Here is a 17,293-nt window from a genome sequence, read left to right as displayed (position 1 = left end):
ACACTCCGATTATTTCACAACTTGTACAAGCTTGGGGGCGATCTCCTGCATTGGCAGAAGGTGACGCACACATTTTAACTCTACTGCTGAGCGGGGCATTCCGTACACTACACAAGTTTCCTCATTTTCAGCAAATGTGGATTGTACCCCAGCATCATAAAGCTTTTTCATCATTTTGGCCCCGTCGCTCCCCATTCCAGTGAGCAATACTAGATGCCGCTCCAACGAGGTTAACGAGAGCAACGATTCAAACATCGTATCTACGGAAGGACGGTGACCATTGCGAGCTTCCTCCATCTTCAGTGACACAGTGTATTTACCACCGGCTCCTGGCACAATTCTTAGTTGATATCCCCCTGGGGCAATGTAGGCCGTTCCAGTCTCCAGCGTCATTCCCTGCTCAGCCTCCACAACTCGGAGTGGACTTAACGTGTTTAAGCGTTGTGCCAGCGAACGAGTGAAGTTTGGCGGCATATGCTGAACGATAACGATTGGAGCAGGAAAATCACCAGGAATGCGTTCCAACAGCGTCTTAAGCGCCCGCGGGCCGCCCGTAGAACATCCCACCGCCACCAGTTTGCGAAAGCTGGACGTGTGCACACCTTTTTTAAGAGAAAATCCCTTAGATGTGGCAGGAACTGTAGGTGCCGTTACTGGAGGCGTAGCAGCCGCAGGAGTAGGCGTAGCTGATGAAATCACCGTCTTACGGGGCTCCGGCTTAACCAGCCCTGCTTTATCCTTACCATGCAGCGATTTGCCAGCGGCCGTATTAGAACTGTTTAGTTGCCCTGGTGTTCGTCCCATCCCCTTGGACAAGTCTTCCTTCTTCTGAACAGTAGGTGCTTGGACTGACTTGCTTGGCTGAGCACCTGGCTGTTCTATGCGCCCCGCTGTAACAGATGTTCCAGACTGTTGTCGTTTAGTTTCCTGCTTGGCTGTTGCCGGGACGGACTTGCCCGCATCACGCTTCGGCTGAGCTGATACAGCAGGTGAAGGAGCAAGCGGAACAACAGGAGGCTTGTCTGTCGAAGCTTGACTGCCTGTTCGTTTCTCAGTCACAGCCTGTCCTGGAGGCTTTTCCTGTGGCGTTTTCTCCGCTTGTTCCAATGCAGCTTTGCGCTCATTAGCTTCCTTGCGTTCCAGGCGGCTCCGCACTGCTTGCATAGCAGTGTGCATCTGTTCCAGCAGCGCCTTGCTCACTTGCTCAATATCTTGCGCATGAGCAATGGAAGGCTTTCTTATAAAATCGAAAGCTCCTGCCTCCAGAGCCATGATGGTCTCCTTCATACCTTGTTCATTAATGCCTGACAGCATAATAACAGGTAGCGGATGGGCTGCCATAATCAATGGCAATGCTTCAAGACCATTCATTTCAGGCATCTCGACATCCATGGTGACCAAATCGGGCTGCAATTCCTTCACTTTCTCTACAGCCTCTTTGCCATTGGCGGCTGTACCTACGATGTTGAACGACTCATCCCTTACAATTAAATCTGTAATAATTTTGCGCATAAAGGCCGAATCATCTACAACCAGCACCTGGTAAGCACACATGTTAAACACCTCTGTTTCCTCTCATCAAAATCAATGTACAGAACGCCGCAACCATTTTTGCATAAACCCTTTAATTCCACTCAATGCACCTGATTGCGGAATCTGTGGCATTGCTGCAAAACGGTGTGCCAGATTCAATACATCTCTTGAAGCCGCACATCCCGGAAAAGCAACCATAAAAGGTACTTGCCTTTTGACTGCTTGCATGACATGAGTATCATCACTGATATGTCCAAGCAACGGGATTTCGATCTCCAAAAAGCGTTTCGCAACCAGTGCGATCTTATCGGCAACTTGACGGGCCTCATTATCGTTATCGGCACGATTGACTATAATTTTGAATACCGTATCCTTTTGTAACCCGCTGACGACTTTAATTAGCGCATACGCATCTGTTAAGGACGTCGGTTCCGGTGTGGTTACGACCAGGCATTCGTCAGCTGAAGTGATGAATTTAAGGTTTTCTTTGGATAAACCTGCACCTGTATCAAATAGAATGTAATCCATATCTGCCGCCATTTTCTCTACTTCTTCGGCAAAATAATTCAGATCGTTATCCGATAACGTAAACAATTCGCTCAAGCCCGATCCTCCAGCAATATAAGGCAAACCACCTACACCCGTTTGAATAATTTCATCAATTGATTTCTCTCGTTTTAGCAGGTGAAGAAGATTGTATTGTGAATTGGCTCCCATTAATACATCAATATTGGCCATACCTATATCAGCATCAAACACAAGTACCTTTCGACCAAAGGTTTGCAGAGCCAGAGCAAAGTTCAGCGTAAAATTGGATTTGCCCACCCCGCCTTTACCACTGGTGATCGTTATAATTTTCGCTTGACGATTACGTGGGGGCAATCGATATTTATCCAAGGAAGAAGCCATTTGTCTAAGTGATTGGGCTTGGTCACTCATATGGAATCTCCGTTAACTCCTGTTGATGCTTTGGGTCCAAGCAGCATGCTTGTCACCATTTCTGCATCGGGATGAAGCAGGTCGTCAGGAACATTTTGTCCATTGGTAATATAGGCCAGCTGCATCGGAAAATGATGTAAAAGGTTAAACATCCCACCACAGCTACCTGTCTCGTCCATCTTAGTAAATACAACCTTACCAAGACCAAACTTACTGAAATGTCCAGTTATATTGAGCATATCTTTACTTTTGGATGTCAGACTGAGTACCAGATACGTCTCACTTTCATTAATAGGCGAAAGCAGACTTTGCAGTTCCGAAACAAGTAATTCATTACGATAATTTCGTCCTGCGGTATCCATGAGGATCAGGTCACAATGTTCCAGACGTTGAATGGCTCTATGGACGTCACCAGGAGATTGCACAACTTCAAGCGGTACATTCAAAATCGTAGCATATGTACGCAGTTGCTCGACGGCTGAAATCCGGTACGTGTCAGAAGTAATAAATCCAACTTTGCGATGATGCTTAAACAACTGCTCTGCTGCTAACTTGGCAATGGTTGTCGTTTTCCCTACTCCGGTAGGACCTGCCACATACACAATTTTGGTATCTTTAGAGATCCCTTTGTCCAGTCTTGTCTGAATAAAACTGGCCACTTCCTCACGAAAGGCTTGTTCCCAATCAAAAGTTTCAGGCGCAAAAGGGTGCTCACTCCGACGCACATATACCTGTTCGAGCCAATACTCCAGTAAATCACGTTCCACTTCCTGCTCCAGTACACGCTCACAAATCTCTTGCAACGGCTCCGGCCAAGTACTTTCCAATGAAGAATTTCGGGAAAACCGAGTCATCATGGCTTTCATTTCCCGCAATTCATTAAGCAGAGCCTGATTTTCCTCTACTCCGCTCTTATCTGGAGCACTTACTTCAATGGGCTGTTTAAACAGTTCACTGGATGATTTCATGTTCGAAAGCAATGCTTCATGATCAAGTGCTTGAGATATAGTCTCCAGATTATTTGCAGACCTAGATGACAAATGCTCAGTTGCTGAAGCAGCTTGTTCTTCATTAATCGTTAATTCAGCTTGTTCTTCTTTGGAACCACCCGTCATCTGCGTTACCCGACGATAAGCTTCTGGAGCAGCTTGTCTGGGAACCACAGGCATAAATGATTTTTCTGGCTGTTCAGGAGCGTTCATTAGAGGTGAAGCTGCCTGGGCAAGTTCTTGTGAAGAGGTTCCAAACCGTCGTGGCTTTTGAGGTTGCTTCTCCTCTACCGCAGCAACCACTTCGATTTTCTTTTTACTGAACATTCCCATGAAACCGCCGACCTTCATTTCCTTTGTACTTAAAATGACGGCGTCTGTTCCTAAGTCACCCCTGATTTGCAGCATAGCTTCTGGCATGGTATCCACTACATATCGTTTCACTCTCATAAGTTCACCACCCCGACACTTTGAATTTCAACGTTCGGCTCCAGCTCACTGTACGACAGCACCGGGACATCCTGCATCGTCCGCTCCATCACTTGCCGCAAATACATACGAATTGTCGGTGACGTTAACACAATAGGCTGCTGTCCAGATTGAATAAGGCGGTTGATTTGCTCCATCATTCTTTGATACACCGTTTGCGTAGACACTGGATCAAGAGCCAAGTAGCTACCTTGCTCCGACTGTTGCACGCTTTCAGCAATTTTCTTCTCCAATCCTGGTCCCACTGTAATAACGCGTAACGTCTCCCCTTGTTGGGCAAATTGCTGCGTAATCTGGCGGGACAACGCCTGACGGACATATTCAGTCAGCACGTCGGGATCTTTTGTATAAGTGCCGTAGTCAGCTAATGTTTCGAAAATAGTCACCATATCGCGAATGGAGATTTTTTCTTTCAACAGCTTGGCCAGCACTTTTTGTACATCCCCAATCGCAAGCACAGAAGGAATAAGGTCGTCCACCAGCACTGGATAATTCTCTTTGAGATTGTCGACCAGCGACCGTGTTTCCTGTCTGCCAAGCAACTCATGAGCATGTTTCTTGATTGTCTCCGTAAGATGAGTAGCTACAACTGAAGGTGGATCAACTACGGTATAACCCGATAGTTCCGCAACATCCTTGGTGTTCTCATCAATCCAGAGCGCAGGCAATCCGAAGGCTGGTTCCGTCGTTTCGATTCCTGTAATAGAATCATCGTCGTATCCTGGACTCATAGCCAGGTAATGATTTAACAGAAGCTCTCCGCCGCCCACGGTATTACCTTTAATTTTAATTACATACTCGTTAGGCTTGAGCTGAATGTTGTCCCGAATACGAATGACCGGCACAACCAAACCCAGCTCCAAAGCACATTGACGACGGATCATAATAATCCGATCCAATAAATCCCCGCCCTGCTGTGTATCCGCCAGCGGAATTAACCCGTATCCAAATTCAAATTCAATTGGATCTACTTGAAGCAGATTAATGACACTTTCCGGACTACGGACTTCTTCAATTTGTTGCTCCTCTTCCAGCTGTTCATCGGCTATCTGCTTGCGCTCCATATTGCCCTGCATTCTTCGAGCCGCGAAAAACAGCAGTATCGCCAGTGGAAGAGTTGTAATGATATGAATAGGTGTGAAAAGTCCCAATAATGCAATTGTGGCTGCCACAATGTAGATCAGTTTTGGATAAGAAAAGAGCTGTCCAGTTAAATCCTCCGCCAAGTTGCCATCCGACGTAGCCCGCGTAACAATCAAGCCTGACGCCGTGGATATGAGCAGTGCGGGAATCTGGCTGACCAGTCCGTCACCGATGGTGAGGACAGAATAAGTCGACAGCGCCTCTTGAAATCCTTTTCCCTGAACGGCCATACCGATAATAAAGCCACCGACCAAGTTAATGATCAAAATGATAATACTAGCAATGGCATCACCTTTAACGAATTTACTCGCACCATCCATCGCTCCGTAAAAATCTGCTTCCCGTTCGATTTTACTGCGTCGTTCACGGGCTTGCTGCTCATTGATCAAACCTGCATTCAGATCAGCATCAATACTCATTTGTTTACCCGGCATCGCATCCAACGTAAACCGTGCGCCTACCTCAGCAACCCGCTCAGATCCCTTGGTGATAACAATGAACTGTACGACCACGAGAATGAGAAAGACAACAAAACCGACGGCAATTTGCCCTCCTGCAATCCAACTACCAAACGTAGCAACTACTTCCCCTGCATGGCCCTCACCTAAAATAAGTTTGGTTGTAGAAATATTAAGTGCCAATCGAAACAACGTTGTAATGAGCAACAATGAAGGGAAAATAGAGAACTGTAATGCTTCCTTCGTGTTCATAGAAACGAGTAGAATCATCAAAGCAATAGAAATATTAATGACGAGTAGGATATCCAGCAGCCATGATGGGATCGGGAGAATCATCATAAGAACGATACCGATGACGCCTGCAAGGACAGTTATTTCTTTTATTTTCACGGGTCTCTAGCCCTCCGATCCCTTTATTTCACTTTACCTTTTAATTTATATACATACGCCAGCACTTCGGCAACGGCCTGGAACAGATCAGCTGGTATCGCATCCCCGATTTCGGCTCGTTGAAACAGCGCCCGCGCCAGCGGCTTGTTTTCCATCGTTATTACGCCGTTTTGCTTGGCAATTTCTTTAATTCGGAGTGCAACGTAATCTTGCCCTTTCGCAATAATCTGCGGCGCTTCCATCTCCGAACCGTCATATTTCAAAGCCACAGCAAAGTGCGTAGGGTTGGTGATGATGACATCTGCATTAGGAACCTCCTGCATCATACGCTGCATAGCCATACGGCGCTGACGCTCGCGAATTTTCCCCTTGATCAGCGGGTCACCCTCCATTTTCTTGTATTCATCCTTAATGTCCTGCTTGGACATTTTCAGGTTTTTCTCATGCTCGTAACGTTGATACATATAATCCAACACCGCTAAAACGAACAGCACCACACCAATTTTGAGCCCCAGTTCCATCGTTAATGAAGCTGTAAAGCCCAACATCTGATCGCCGGACATTTCAGCTAGTTTGGGTAGGTCAGCCTTTGTTTTCCAGAGTACGCTGTACACCAGATAACCAATTACGGTCATCTTTAAAACAGATTTCAGGAATTCAACCAATGACCTCATGGAAAAAATATTTTTGAATCCTTTAATCGGATCAATCTTGCTAAACTTGGGCGTAATGCCCTCTCCGGTTAATAAAAAACCGATCTGCATGTAATTCGCTACTATCCCGATGACAATAGCCCCAATAAAAATAGGTGCCAGCATAATCAAGATTTGCACGCCGTACTCGCCCATCATCAGCAGCGTTGTGTTCGGCGTTACCTCCATAGAGAGCCGATTCACAAAAATATCTCGAAATAGTCGAACAGCATGATCCTTAAAATACCCGCCGAAAATCATGAGGCAAAAAAACGTAACCAGCAGGACACCAGCGGCGGGCAACTCCATGCTTTTGGCAACCTGCCCTTTTTGTCTTGCATCCTGTTTCTTTTTGGGTGTAGCTTTTTCCGTTTTTTCCCCTGAGAACAACTGCAGGTTCATAGCATATTTAAATGACAAACTACGTTCCTCCAGACCAGACATTAAGGACGATTACCCATAATATCCAACAAGTTGCGCATGGATTCGAACATCACAGAAAACAATCTTTCGAATATAAAAGCAAAACTTGGCATGAGAAGCAGTAACATGAACAGTCCCACAATAATTTTAAGAGGTACACCAATAACAAAAATGTTGAATTGTGGCGCTGTTTTAGCTAAAAAACCGAGTCCCACATCTGTTAAAAAGGTAGCCACTACAATGGGAGCAGCAATTTGAAAAGCAAGCATAAATGATTCCGCAAAAGAACGTACCAAGAATTCAGTTACACTGCCACCATACAGCTTTACAAAAAAATCATTTGTCAACGGCACCCAATCATAGCTGTATAAGATAGCATTTAGCAGATGATGGTGCCCATTTATACTTAAAAAGAACAATACAGCTATGGCAAACTTGAAATTCCCCGTTAAAGGCGTTGAAGCCCCTGTCATGGGATCAAACACACTCGCCATTCCGAAACCCACCTGTAGGTCTATAAAAGAACCTGCGGTTTGGATCGCTGTCATGAACAGATATGCAGTAAACCCCAATAACAACCCAATCAGCACTTCACGACCCACTAAGAGCACATACGCTACATCGGTCGGTACCTGTTGATGCGTACCATATGTAAGATACACGACCAAAGCTAGAAATCCTGAAATTCCGACCTTAAAGATATTAGGTACCCCTCGGGTTGAAAAAATAGGCGCTACTACAAAAAATGAGGTAATCCGACAAAAAATCAGCAAAAAAACAGGAAAACTCTGTAACAATATGTTCATAACATTCAGCCTAACCTATATATTTGTACAAATTGTCCAGAATGTTATACGTAAAGTCCACTAATGTGGTCAATATCCAGGGCCCGAACAAAAGCAATGCCAGCAATACGGCGACAATCTTCGGAACAAAGGCCAGTGTTTGCTCCTGAATTTGGGTTGTCGCCTGAAAAATGCTGATAATCAAACCCACGACTAGCCCCAAAATCAGCATCGGAGCGCTCACCTTGAGTACAATGTACACCGCTTGCCCAGCCAGGGAAATAATAAACTCCGAAGTCATTGCCGTCCTCCTTGATTGCTGTCCTTGCATGAAGTATTCATGTGTTAAAACTCAGAAGCAATGATTTGACAACCAAATACCAACCATCTACAAGTACGAAAAGCAGTATTTTAAAAGGAAGTGAAATCATTACTGGTGGTAGCATCATCATCCCCATAGCCATGAGTGTACTCGACACCACAATGTCTATAACTAAAAACGGTATGAAAATCATAAAGCCCATCTGAAATGCCGTCTTCAACTCACTGATTGCATAAGCCGGAACCATCACCGTTAGTGGAATATCCTGATAATTCTTTGGTTTTTCCATCTTGGTGTATTTCATAAAGAGCAGTAGATCCTTCTCACGTGTATGAGAGAACATAAAGGTCTTGATCGGTACCGATGCCTTATCCAGCGCCTGAGACTGTGTTATATCCCCCTTGAGATACGGCTGAAGTGCAGTTTCATTCATAGCTGAGAACGTCGGTGCCATAATGAATAAAGTGAGAAACAAAGCCAGCCCGACAAGCACCTGATTAGGCGGCATCTGCTGGGTTCCCAGCGAAGTTCGCACAAAGCCAAGCACAATCACAATTCGCGTAAAACTTGTCATAAGTACAAGCAACGCCGGCGCTACACTAATGACAGTAATAAGTAAAATAATAGACAGCGAGGTGGCACCGGGCTGTCCTTTGTCCGAATTGCCGACTTGAATATCAATGTTCGGAATCGGTTCCGCAGAGGCCGCCGTCACCGAAATGAAGCTGAACAAGACAAGCAGCAAACATGCAAGTATAATCTTTTTTCTCATGAATCTCCCGACCGATCTGTAGTATTCTCCTCATTGCGCAGCTTTTCAAGTTTATCCTTGCGATTCGGCATTTGCCGAAGCTTGGATTCAAACATCTCGTGAAAAGATGTCTCCTCTTCAGGCTGCTGCTGTGCCGCGTTGTTCCGGCGAAGCTTATCCGCAATTTTAGCGAATAGCGGGGCAATCGGGCCGCGCTGCAGAGAAGCTTCTTGCTCCAGTGCGGCCAAAATTTGCTCCACTTCTTCAGGATCGGATACTTTGTCAACAAGCCGGATATCTTCTCCCACACCAATGAGGTACACACTGCTACCAACTTCAACAAGCTGAAGGGATTTATTGGGACCAAGTCCCACGCCTCCCAGTATGCGAACGGAGCGGTTGCTGAACCAGCTCTGATTTCTTTTACTCAAAAACCGTATCAAGTACACGATCAGTACGATGATAAAGATTAGCACGAAAAGGACCCAGGCAATGTTGCCTATATTGCTGGATGTACTCAATGCGTCAGAGGCACCCTGTTGTGTATCCATACTGGGTGCGCCTTACACACCCAGTGTTTTGTTGATGGCTTCGATAACCCGATCCGATTGGAAAGGCTTAACGATAAAATCTTTTGCGCCAGCTTGAATGGCATCAATAACCATTGCTTGCTGACCCATCGCGGAACACATGATAACCTTTGCGTTCGCGTCAATTTGTTTGATTTCCTTCAGAGCGGCAATGCCGTCCATTTCAGGCATCGTGATATCCATCGTAATCAGGTCCGGACGAAGCTCCTTGAATTTTTCAATGGCCTGTGATCCGTCCTGGGCCTCTCCTACTACTTCAAATCCATTTTTGGACAGGATGTCCCGAATCATCATTCTCATAAATGCAGCATCGTCCACGATCAAAATACGGTTTGCCATCTGAAATAAATCCTCCCTAAATTATGCTTTTATTGTAATTTTTGAATACGGTCCCATTGGCTTACAATATCTGTTACACGCACGCCAAAGTTCTCGTCGATTACGACAACCTCGCCCTTGGCAATCAGTTTGTTGTTAACCAAAATGTCCACCGGCTCCCCGGCAAGCTTGTCCAGTTCAATAATTGAACCTTGTGAGAGCTCCAGAATATCTTTAATTTGCTTTTGGGTCCTTCCTAATTCTACGGTGACTCTAAGGGGAATGTCCATCAATAAATTTAAATTGTTTTCATCCACTTGCGCAAATGCACCGGACTGCAAGTTAGAAAATTGTACAGGTTGTACATTTACATTACGTCCCGGTACTGCGCCGTAGTGATGAGGCGTTCCGTAAGGAGCTTGCGGTGGTACACCAGCTGGCATTCCATAACCCGGTGTTCCATAGCCTGGAGCGCCCTGCTGCCCGTATCCCGGGTCTTGAGGATACATTGGCGGTTGTTGCCCATAGCTTGGGTCTTGCGGCGCCTGCGCGGCTGCAGGCGGCTGCTGATAGGCTGGTGCAGGCGGTTGCTGCGGAACGCTAGCTTGTTGCGGCGCTTCAGGAGTTGCTGTTGCAGCTACCTGCTGTGCGGACGCTTGCGGTTGTTCCTCTTCCTCTCCGCCATTCATTAGGATGCTCACCATTTTTTTGGCGAAATTAACAGGTAACAATTGCATCAGCGTAGAGTCAATAAGATCCCCGATCAATAACCGGAAGGATACTGTAATGAGCGTCTCTTCATCCGGCAGACTGGATACTCCATCACCGTGCATAGGATCCAAAATATCAATCCCCGGTGGAGAGATATTAACAAAACGATTAAACATGGTAGACATAGAGGTCGCCGACGACCCCATCATCTGGTTCATCGCTTCCTGCACGGCACTGATGTGGATTTCATTCAATTCTTCATCTACTGGGTTTCCTTCACCACCAAGCATTAAGTCCGCTATCACTTGTGCATCACGCTTTTTGATTACGAGTGAGTTAATACCCTCGAATCCATCGACATAATTTACATGTACAGCTACGTGTGGCTTTGGAAATGCAGTTTCAAATTCAGAACGGGTAATAATTGAAACTTTAGGTGTCGTAATATCCACCTTTTGACCGAGCAGTGTGGAAAGAGCCGTAGCTGCGCTGCCGAACGTTATATTACCGATTTCCCCGAGAGCATCCTGCTCCAGAGGAGTCAGAAAATCGTCAACGGTCTTGTTGGCGGGAGTAGAATCCGTCCCCGCTTCAGACTGTTTCAGCAAGGCATCGATTTCCTCCTGGGACAAATAGTCTTTACTCGTCAATTTCTTCAACTCCTTCGTTGACAATTTCATCAATTTGTACGGCAACACGATCTCTTACCATGCCGGGACTTCCCATAAACTTCAATTTCTCGCCTACCCGGATGGATAGTCCTTCTTTGACAGGCTTGTTCAATGAAATGACATCCCCTACCGAAAGACCCAGAAACTCGGCTACATTTATCCGGGATTCACCCAACTCCGCAATAATAGGGAGCTCTGCTTTGGTGACCCGTAATCTCAAGGCGTCGATCTCTTCGGGCGCCCTTGATTTCTTTTCGGATGTAAACCACTGGTGCGTGGACAGTCTAGCCATAATGGGTTCCAATACCACGTGCGGGATACAGAGGTTAATCATCCCTGTGGTATCACCAATTTTGGTGCTAAGCGAAATCAGAGCAATCGTTTCATTCGGCGAAACAATCTGCATAAACTGCGGATTTGTTTCCATCGCCTCTAGGCGCGGTTCAATGTCTAGTACCGTTTTCCAAGCCTCTTGCAGGCTATCAAAGGTACGACTGAAAATTCGCTCCATGATCGTCGTCTCGATTTCGGTCAACGCAGCAACCTTTGACGGTGCCGAACCTGTTCCTCCGAGTAGCCTGTCCAACATGGCATAAGCAACGTTCGGGTGAACCTCAAGCACCATACGGCCTTCCAGCGGTTCAGCTTCAAAAATGTTTAGAATGGTCATTTTTGGAATGGAGCGAATGAATTCATCATAAGGAAGCTGCTCCACCTGAACGACATTAATTTGGACAAAAGTACGAAGCTGCGCTGAAAAATATGTGGTCAGATACCGTGCAAAGTTCTCGTGTATCCGCGTCAGACTCCGTATATGATCCTTGGAAAACCTAAGCGCTCTTTTAAAATCATAAGCGCGAACTTTCTTTTGGGTATCTTCCTTTTTAAGTTCTTCCGCATCCATTTCACCGGACGAAAGAGCTGCTAAAAGGGCATCAATTTCCCCTTGTGACAGTACATCCACCAATGTTATTCACCCCCTTACGTGTTCCTGACAAGTTCACCTGGAATCAAATGGCTGCCAGCAAAAAGTCTGTAATTTTGGCGTTCCCCAGGTGACCTTCAGGGAGCGACTTGTTGATGAGATCCGTCAGCTTGTCACTGAACTGGTCCCGGCCTTTAGCCGTTCTGAGCTCATCAGGTTTGGTGTCTGCAAGTAATTGAATAACGATGGGCTTAATACTGATATCTTTGATTTTTTCAAAAGATTCTTTTGCTTTGGCATCGTTCAATTGAAAAGATAGGTTCATCTGGACAATGTAATCTGCGTCTGCCAAATTCGTTTTGATACCGGTAATTTCAGAGCTCACTTCCACCAATTCATCTGCTGACAATCTTGGAAGTTGTTCTGCTTGAGCAGCTTGCGCATTCGGTATGACTTCCGACTTCTTCCCGCTAAGCGCTGGTATAAGTACAAAGGCCGCGCCTGCAATCAAAGTAATCGCGAGTAAAATTGTAATGAGCCATGGCAGCATCTTCTTCATTCGTCTTCCTCCATTTGTTGCACTTTTATCGTGGCGGCATGCATGCCGATTTCACGGCTGTAACCCTTGATCAAGGAGACGACATCTGCCGCTTTTTCCAATACAATCAACCGTTTCCCCGTCACCAAAGTGACGTATGTATCCGGTGTTTCCTCCACAGTCTCAATGAGCAGCGCATTAAGCCACATAGGCGAGCCGTTCAGCCGCGTTAACGGGATCATCGTAACACCAACCTCCTGATAGGTGCGGAGGAGCCTCTACTCCTCCGCGTTTAAATGAGATTATCGTTTCAAGTTTACAACTTCCTGAAGCACTTCATCCGAGGTCGTAATGATACGCGAGTTCGCTTGGAATCCGCGCTGAGCTACGATCATTTCGGTAAATTCGCCTGTCAGATCAACGTTGGACATTTCCAGCTGACCTGAGATAATAGCTCCCAGACCATCTGCGTTCGCTACTCCAGGCTCAATTGCATCAATATTTGAGTTGACCGTAGTACGGTACAAGCTCCCGCCGATTTTTTCTAAACCTTCCGGATTCGTGACTCTGGCTAATCCAATTTGCGTGCCATTATCAACTGTTCCGTCATCCAATTGTTGTACAATTGTACCGTCCTGCGAGATGGAGAACGCTGTAACATTGTCAGCAAGTGTGATGGGATCTCCACCCGCATCTCCTACGAAAAATCCATCAGATGTAACCAGATTTCGGTTCGCGTCTACATGAAAATCGCCCGCACGAGTCAGATAAGGAACTTCCTGTGCATCATTCATTTTGACCAGGAAAAATCCGTCACCGTTAATACGTAAATCCGTTGGGTTATTCGTAGTCATTGCACTACCTGGAAGGTGCAGTGTATCAATTGAACTGACCGATACCCCCAAACCTACCTGCTTGGCATTCTGCCCGGCGGTTGTGGTTCCGTCTGGTGCACTTGCGCCTGAACTCGTTTGGCTCAAGATATCCTTGAACATCACTCGGCTGGACTTGAAGCCTGTAGTATTTACGTTTGCAATGTTGTTACCGATAACGTCCAGCTTCGTTTGAAAGCCCTTCATGCCCGATACACCTGAATACATTGATCTCAACATTGAGTATAAATCCTCCTCTGATTGGTTGCTTAGTTGACCGCATCAGTCGATCCGCGGCTTTTTCATGGCTTTCCTATTCGGGCCAGCCACTTCGTATACATTTTTCATGAAATAATTACAGCACTATCTATCTGCGTAAATACGTTATCCTCCATGGATTTCTTATCCATCGCGGTAACAACTGTTCGATTAGGTACACTTACAATCAAAGCCATATCCTGCATTAAAATCAATGATTCTTTGGCGCCTTTGGCAGCTGCTTTATCCACAGCAGAGTTAATTTTCGCCATTTGGTCACTTCTCAACTCTATTCCCCGCTGCTCCAGACGCTTGGCTGCATGGTTGCTCAGCTTGAGCACCTGATCCTGCAATACCTGACCGAACGGTCTGGCATCCTTGGATACCGAATTTACTCGGTTTTGTGAGATTGCTGCCGGGGGCACGTTGGCGGGAAAAAGGCGTCCGACCGTTATCCTGTCATTCATGAGTTCTCACCGCTTCCAGTAGAGGAAGAAGATGAAGTATCCGATGTATCTGTAGCGGGAGTCGTCGTGTTAGCCTGGCTCACTGATGTTACATCTTTTAATGCCACCTCAGCCGCTCCCATTTTGGCATACTGCACACCGTCGCGAATAACGATGGAATCCACGATTCCACTTTTCACTGTACCCGCACCTGTCTCACCTGTAATGGAGTCTTTTTTACCTGCCTCAATCCAGCTGACTTCTTTTCCTATCAAACCGGAAGCCGTACCCAAAGACTGTCCCAATGCATTCAACTGCGTAGAAATGTTCATCAGTTGTTCCACCGAGGAAAACTGGGCCATTTGAGCGATAAATTCTTTATCCTCCAAAGGCTGCATCGGATCCTGATTTTGTAGCTGGGTGATCAAAATTTTCAGAAATTGATCTTTACCCATCGTTTTAGTATCCTTGGCACTTGCTGTTTTGACATTATTCACATTGTAATTCGGCCAGACGTTACTGGTGGATACATTGTTGTCTGTAGTCGTCATTGTGTTCTCACCTCCATCATTACGCTTGTGCTGTAAAGGAGCCTGTCCGATTCATATCATCTGCGCGTTGTTCTGCTGTCCAGTTACGAAGCTCTTCTGCCATTTCAGCTACCTTCATAGCATCCTCGCTCTCTTCTCTACCACGAGCTTTGGAACGTTGGTTGGATTGCTGCTGCTGATTAGCTCCAGATCCGCGTCCATCCTGATACATATGGGAGGAAAGCGACTCATTGTGCGTTACTTCTACCTTATCTACCTGGATACCTTGGCTCTGCAGGCTCGAACGCAGCTGCGACATTTGCTGTTCCAGCAAATCCTTCGCTCCGCTATGCTCAGTCATGAACTGGGCAACCAGATGACCATTTTGCATCGTCAGCTTAACCTCCAGCTGGCCCAGATGATCTGGACGAAGCATGATGGTCGCTTCCGTCAAACCAGTGTGTTTTACAATGTCAAGTTTCTGAACTACAAATTCGGTCATCTCCTTGGCAAATTGCCGTACATGTACGACTGGTTGAGCTGGAGCCGAAGGTGTTGTTCCTTGCGTTTGTACCGAAAGCTGTCCCGCAGTTGTGATCACTGGAGTCTGATTGTCAGTTGCTGTCGGATCCGCTTGCTCAGTTGCATCTACGAATGCACTCGCTTCATCCGCTCCAGTCGTCTTAACTGTAGACTGAACGAGAATATTAGTTGATGAACGTTGCCCTTCTGAACCTTGCTGATTAGTTTCGCCCTGACTTGCTTGCTGCTGAGAAACAACAACCTGTTTGTCTGTAGTAGCTGTAGCTACGGTCTGAGTACCATTTGCTCGATTTGCAGAAGGCTGAACCGCTTGTGAATCCCCACCATCAGCAAGTTCCACAGCTTTCATTACACCATTCCACTGCTCATCGGAAATAGCTCCCGTCCCTGCCGTTGCGCTTTGGAGCGATTGTAGCAACTGTGCCACCTGGGACTTTTGGTCTCCAGAAGCCTGCTCTGCTACATTGGCAAGTTGTGACAAAGCGTCCTGCAATGCAAATCGAAGAGTAGCCGGGTTGGCTGCCAAGGCTGTTAAGCCTGTCGCCTCTGACGTTTCTCCACCGTTTAACTGTTGATTTGTTCCGTCGCCTTGCAAAAACTGTTGTACTTGCTGAATCCACGCTTGCAGAGAAGCAAGCAGAGCAGGATCGGCAGCTACCTGATCATCCAGCTTTTCGAGATTTTGCAGCAAAGGAGCCAGTGTTTCGACCAGCGGCTCGGTTGGAGCTTCCGTGGATTCTCCGGTTGCAATCAGCGGAAGTACCATAACTAATGGAGAACCGTTCGCATCTGTGCCTGCTGAGCCCGTTTGCCCGCCTGTCATCATTTGCGTAAGTGTTTGATTAAAAGCACCCGTGGTTGCTCCGGCAGCCGTGGCTGTACTCGTTGTTGAGGCTGTCGTACTGCTAGCTGTTTGACTGGAGCTGAGCGATACACTTTGAGAAATAAGGGTCATTTATTTTTCACCTCCCTTCATTTAAATTACTTACTGCCCATCAGTTTGTTCAAAATTTTTGCAGTCTGAGCCGCATCCTTGGCAGACATATTTTGTAGTAAAGAACCACGTGTCGAATCATCTACTGTATTTAATATGTTTAATGCCTTGTCTGGACTGATTTTGTAAGTTTGTAAAATAAGTTCGGCACCGCTCTTCTTGTCCATGGAAGCAAATGTGCTACTGATTTGAGTGCTTTGCAAACTCTTACTCGTCGTGCCAGCTGTGGTACCTTGATCCTTTTTCAGACGAGACTGCAACGCAGCAACTGACAAATCCGTAGATGGCGTTACGTTTTTCAGAGCCATAGTAATATCGGCTGCTTTTTTAGCGTCCATCTTTTGCAAAATCTTTGCACTGTTGGCAGGGTCCATGTAGCTTAGCAGCTGCACAGTCTCTTCCGTAGTCAGATTCTCCATAATCGGTGCCGCTTTACTAGCTGTCATTCCTTCATACATGCTAGCAAGATCTCTGGCCTGTTTTACATAAGGATCTTCATTTGTTGTTCCACCTGTAGTTTGCGTACCAGCCTGTCCCTGCTGACTGGCCTGTGGCTGCTGTTCCTGTTGCGTTTGCAGCGTATTGACCTGATTCTGCAGTTCAGTAACCTTTTTATCTTGTGTCGTCTTAGCAGCGGTAGCCTTTTTAAGCTCCTCCGTCTGCTTGGCTAAATCTGACTTTAACTGCTGAATGGTTGCTTCAGAACTTTCAGACTGTGCCTTCTGATCTGCCTCTTTCGTCTGGGTAGCCTTATCTTTCGGTTCAGGCACCCAATTTTTAACAACTGGTATTTTGTTCCCTAATGAAATCATTTCGCTTCTGAAGTCCATATTGAACAATGTAAGCAGGACCCCGACCAGAACGATTGTGAACACAATCGGAATCAGGAAAAACATAAACCGTTCAAATCCCCCGCCTGATTCTTTTCCTAAATCCATATCCAGTTCATTTTCTGCTAACTTCTGTGCCATCGTCTTCCTCCT

19 protein-coding genes are annotated in these 17,293 nt (G+C 46.2%); all 19 read right to left on the bottom strand.

Annotation, left to right across the window (positions count from 1 at the left end; genetic code table 11):
• Positions 1-9: 9 nt before the first annotated feature.
• The 19 genes from ACUUJN_RS10095 to ACUUJN_RS10005 all read right to left on the bottom strand — a co-directional run bounded on the left by ACUUJN_RS10095 (position 10) and on the right by ACUUJN_RS10005 (position 17,281).
• On the bottom strand, positions 10-1,554 hold the full coding sequence (locus tag ACUUJN_RS10095; RefSeq protein ID WP_484669743.1) for a chemotaxis protein CheB: 1,545 nt from the start codon (positions 1,552-1,554) through the stop codon (positions 10-12).
• Between the two features lie 30 nt (positions 1,555-1,584).
• Positions 1,585-2,472, bottom strand: a complete 888-nt coding sequence (locus ACUUJN_RS10090) for a MinD/ParA family protein (protein ID WP_069080944.1) — start codon at positions 2,470-2,472, stop codon at positions 1,585-1,587.
• Complete coding sequence (gene flhF / locus ACUUJN_RS10085; RefSeq protein WP_484669551.1) at positions 2,469-3,911, bottom strand: flagellar biosynthesis GTPase FlhF; 1,443 nt, start codon at positions 3,909-3,911, stop codon at positions 2,469-2,471. The genes ACUUJN_RS10090 and flhF overlap by 4 nt, the downstream gene beginning before the upstream one ends.
• Entirely contained in the window at positions 3,908-5,941 is a 2,034-nt protein-coding gene (flhA, locus tag ACUUJN_RS10080; protein WP_016820963.1) for a flagellar biosynthesis protein FlhA, read from the bottom strand. Before flhA ends, flhF begins: the two co-directional genes overlap by 4 nt.
• A 23-nt stretch (positions 5,942-5,964) precedes the next feature.
• Positions 5,965-7,077, bottom strand: coding sequence for a flagellar biosynthesis protein FlhB (flhB, locus tag ACUUJN_RS10075; RefSeq protein WP_069080945.1), 1,113 nt, complete (start codon positions 7,075-7,077; stop codon positions 5,965-5,967).
• Positions 7,077-7,862, bottom strand: coding sequence for a flagellar biosynthetic protein FliR (gene fliR / locus ACUUJN_RS10070; protein WP_023988198.1), 786 nt, complete (start codon positions 7,860-7,862; stop codon positions 7,077-7,079). The genes flhB and fliR overlap by 1 nt, the downstream gene beginning before the upstream one ends.
• Before the next feature lie 10 nt (positions 7,863-7,872).
• Positions 7,873-8,142, bottom strand: coding sequence for a flagellar biosynthesis protein FliQ (gene fliQ / locus ACUUJN_RS10065; protein ID WP_007430038.1), 270 nt, complete (start codon positions 8,140-8,142; stop codon positions 7,873-7,875).
• Positions 8,143-8,179: 37 nt separating this feature from the next.
• Positions 8,180-8,935 carry a flagellar type III secretion system pore protein FliP gene (gene fliP, locus ACUUJN_RS10060; RefSeq protein WP_013309901.1) on the bottom strand — a complete coding sequence of 252 codons (756 nt, stop codon included), beginning with the start codon at positions 8,933-8,935 and terminating at the stop codon, positions 8,180-8,182.
• A complete protein-coding gene (locus ACUUJN_RS10055; protein WP_023988197.1) occupies positions 8,932-9,465 on the bottom strand; it encodes a flagellar biosynthetic protein FliO in 534 nt (177 codons plus the stop codon). The genes fliP and ACUUJN_RS10055 overlap by 4 nt, the downstream gene beginning before the upstream one ends.
• Before the next feature lie 12 nt (positions 9,466-9,477).
• The gene (locus ACUUJN_RS10050; protein ID WP_010346372.1) at positions 9,478-9,843 is read right to left on the bottom strand and encodes a response regulator; all 366 of its coding nucleotides are present in this window, start codon (positions 9,841-9,843) and stop codon (positions 9,478-9,480) included.
• A 29-nt stretch (positions 9,844-9,872) separates the two neighbouring features.
• A complete protein-coding gene (gene fliY, locus ACUUJN_RS10045; protein ID WP_023988196.1) occupies positions 9,873-11,183 on the bottom strand; it encodes a flagellar motor switch phosphatase FliY in 1,311 nt (436 codons plus the stop codon).
• Positions 11,173-12,171: a flagellar motor switch protein FliM gene (gene fliM / locus ACUUJN_RS10040; RefSeq protein ID WP_023988195.1), complete on the bottom strand. Its 999-nt coding sequence runs from the start codon at positions 12,169-12,171 to the stop codon at positions 11,173-11,175. The genes fliY and fliM overlap by 11 nt, the downstream gene beginning before the upstream one ends.
• A 43-nt stretch (positions 12,172-12,214) precedes the next feature.
• On the bottom strand, positions 12,215-12,688 hold the full coding sequence (locus ACUUJN_RS10035) for a flagellar basal body-associated FliL family protein (protein ID WP_023988194.1): 474 nt from the start codon (positions 12,686-12,688) through the stop codon (positions 12,215-12,217).
• Positions 12,685-12,909 carry a flagellar FlbD family protein gene (locus tag ACUUJN_RS10030; protein ID WP_013309896.1) on the bottom strand — a complete coding sequence of 75 codons (225 nt, stop codon included), beginning with the start codon at positions 12,907-12,909 and terminating at the stop codon, positions 12,685-12,687. Before ACUUJN_RS10030 ends, ACUUJN_RS10035 begins: the two co-directional genes overlap by 4 nt.
• 60 nt (positions 12,910-12,969) lie before the next feature.
• Positions 12,970-13,779, bottom strand: a complete 810-nt coding sequence (gene flgG / locus ACUUJN_RS10025; protein WP_025723727.1) for a flagellar basal body rod protein FlgG — start codon at positions 13,777-13,779, stop codon at positions 12,970-12,972.
• A 104-nt stretch (positions 13,780-13,883) separates the two neighbouring features.
• Positions 13,884-14,264 carry a TIGR02530 family flagellar biosynthesis protein gene (locus ACUUJN_RS10020; protein WP_272640488.1) on the bottom strand — a complete coding sequence of 127 codons (381 nt, stop codon included), beginning with the start codon at positions 14,262-14,264 and terminating at the stop codon, positions 13,884-13,886.
• Positions 14,261-14,794 carry a flagellar hook capping FlgD N-terminal domain-containing protein gene (locus tag ACUUJN_RS10015; protein ID WP_025723729.1) on the bottom strand — a complete coding sequence of 178 codons (534 nt, stop codon included), beginning with the start codon at positions 14,792-14,794 and terminating at the stop codon, positions 14,261-14,263. Before ACUUJN_RS10015 ends, ACUUJN_RS10020 begins: the two co-directional genes overlap by 4 nt.
• Positions 14,795-14,813: 19 nt before the next feature.
• Positions 14,814-16,271 carry a flagellar hook-length control protein FliK gene (locus tag ACUUJN_RS10010; protein WP_053325258.1) on the bottom strand — a complete coding sequence of 486 codons (1,458 nt, stop codon included), beginning with the start codon at positions 16,269-16,271 and terminating at the stop codon, positions 14,814-14,816.
• Positions 16,272-16,297: 26 nt separating this feature from the next.
• Positions 16,298-17,281 (bottom strand): magnesium transporter MgtE N-terminal domain-containing protein, encoded by a 984-nt coding sequence (locus tag ACUUJN_RS10005; protein WP_028542724.1) that lies wholly within the window; start codon positions 17,279-17,281, stop codon positions 16,298-16,300.
• Positions 17,282-17,293: the final 12 nt, after the last annotated feature.

The organism is Paenibacillus sp. LRG-1 (assembly GCF_057220305.1).
This window is presented reverse-complemented; position numbering and strand designations above follow the sequence as displayed.

What these genes read in the sequence shown, in the direction of transcription:
- ACUUJN_RS10095 (WP_484669743.1), bottom strand. Translation starts at nt 1,554, where the DNA reads ATGTGTGCTTACCAGGTGCTGGTTGTAGATGATTCGGCCTTTATGCGC.
- ACUUJN_RS10090 (WP_069080944.1), bottom strand. Translation starts at nt 2,472, where the DNA reads ATGAGTGACCAAGCCCAATCACTTAGACAAATGGCTTCTTCCTTGGAT.
- flhF (WP_484669551.1), bottom strand. Translation starts at nt 3,911, where the DNA reads ATGAGAGTGAAACGATATGTAGTGGATACCATGCCAGAAGCTATGCTG.
- flhB (WP_069080945.1), bottom strand. Translation starts at nt 7,077, where the DNA reads ATGTCTGGTCTGGAGGAACGTAGTTTGTCATTTAAATATGCTATGAAC.
- fliR (WP_023988198.1), bottom strand. Translation starts at nt 7,862, where the DNA reads ATGAACATATTGTTACAGAGTTTTCCTGTTTTTTTGCTGATTTTTTGT.
- fliQ (WP_007430038.1), bottom strand. Translation starts at nt 8,142, where the DNA reads ATGACTTCGGAGTTTATTATTTCCCTGGCTGGGCAAGCGGTGTACATT.
- fliP (WP_013309901.1), bottom strand. Translation starts at nt 8,935, where the DNA reads ATGAGAAAAAAGATTATACTTGCATGTTTGCTGCTTGTCTTGTTCAGC.
- ACUUJN_RS10055 (WP_023988197.1), bottom strand. Translation starts at nt 9,465, where the DNA reads ATGGATACACAACAGGGTGCCTCTGACGCATTGAGTACATCCAGCAAT.
- ACUUJN_RS10050 (WP_010346372.1), bottom strand. Translation starts at nt 9,843, where the DNA reads ATGGCAAACCGTATTTTGATCGTGGACGATGCTGCATTTATGAGAATG.
- ACUUJN_RS10035 (WP_023988194.1), bottom strand. Translation starts at nt 12,688, where the DNA reads ATGAAGAAGATGCTGCCATGGCTCATTACAATTTTACTCGCGATTACT.
- ACUUJN_RS10030 (WP_013309896.1), bottom strand. Translation starts at nt 12,909, where the DNA reads ATGATCCCGTTAACGCGGCTGAACGGCTCGCCTATGTGGCTTAATGCG.
- flgG (WP_025723727.1), bottom strand. Translation starts at nt 13,779, where the DNA reads ATGTTGAGATCAATGTATTCAGGTGTATCGGGCATGAAGGGCTTTCAA.
- ACUUJN_RS10020 (WP_272640488.1), bottom strand. Translation starts at nt 14,264, where the DNA reads ATGAATGACAGGATAACGGTCGGACGCCTTTTTCCCGCCAACGTGCCC.
- ACUUJN_RS10015 (WP_025723729.1), bottom strand. Translation starts at nt 14,794, where the DNA reads ATGACGACTACAGACAACAATGTATCCACCAGTAACGTCTGGCCGAAT.
- ACUUJN_RS10010 (WP_053325258.1), bottom strand. Translation starts at nt 16,271, where the DNA reads ATGACCCTTATTTCTCAAAGTGTATCGCTCAGCTCCAGTCAAACAGCT.
- ACUUJN_RS10005 (WP_028542724.1), bottom strand. Translation starts at nt 17,281, where the DNA reads ATGGCACAGAAGTTAGCAGAAAATGAACTGGATATGGATTTAGGAAAA.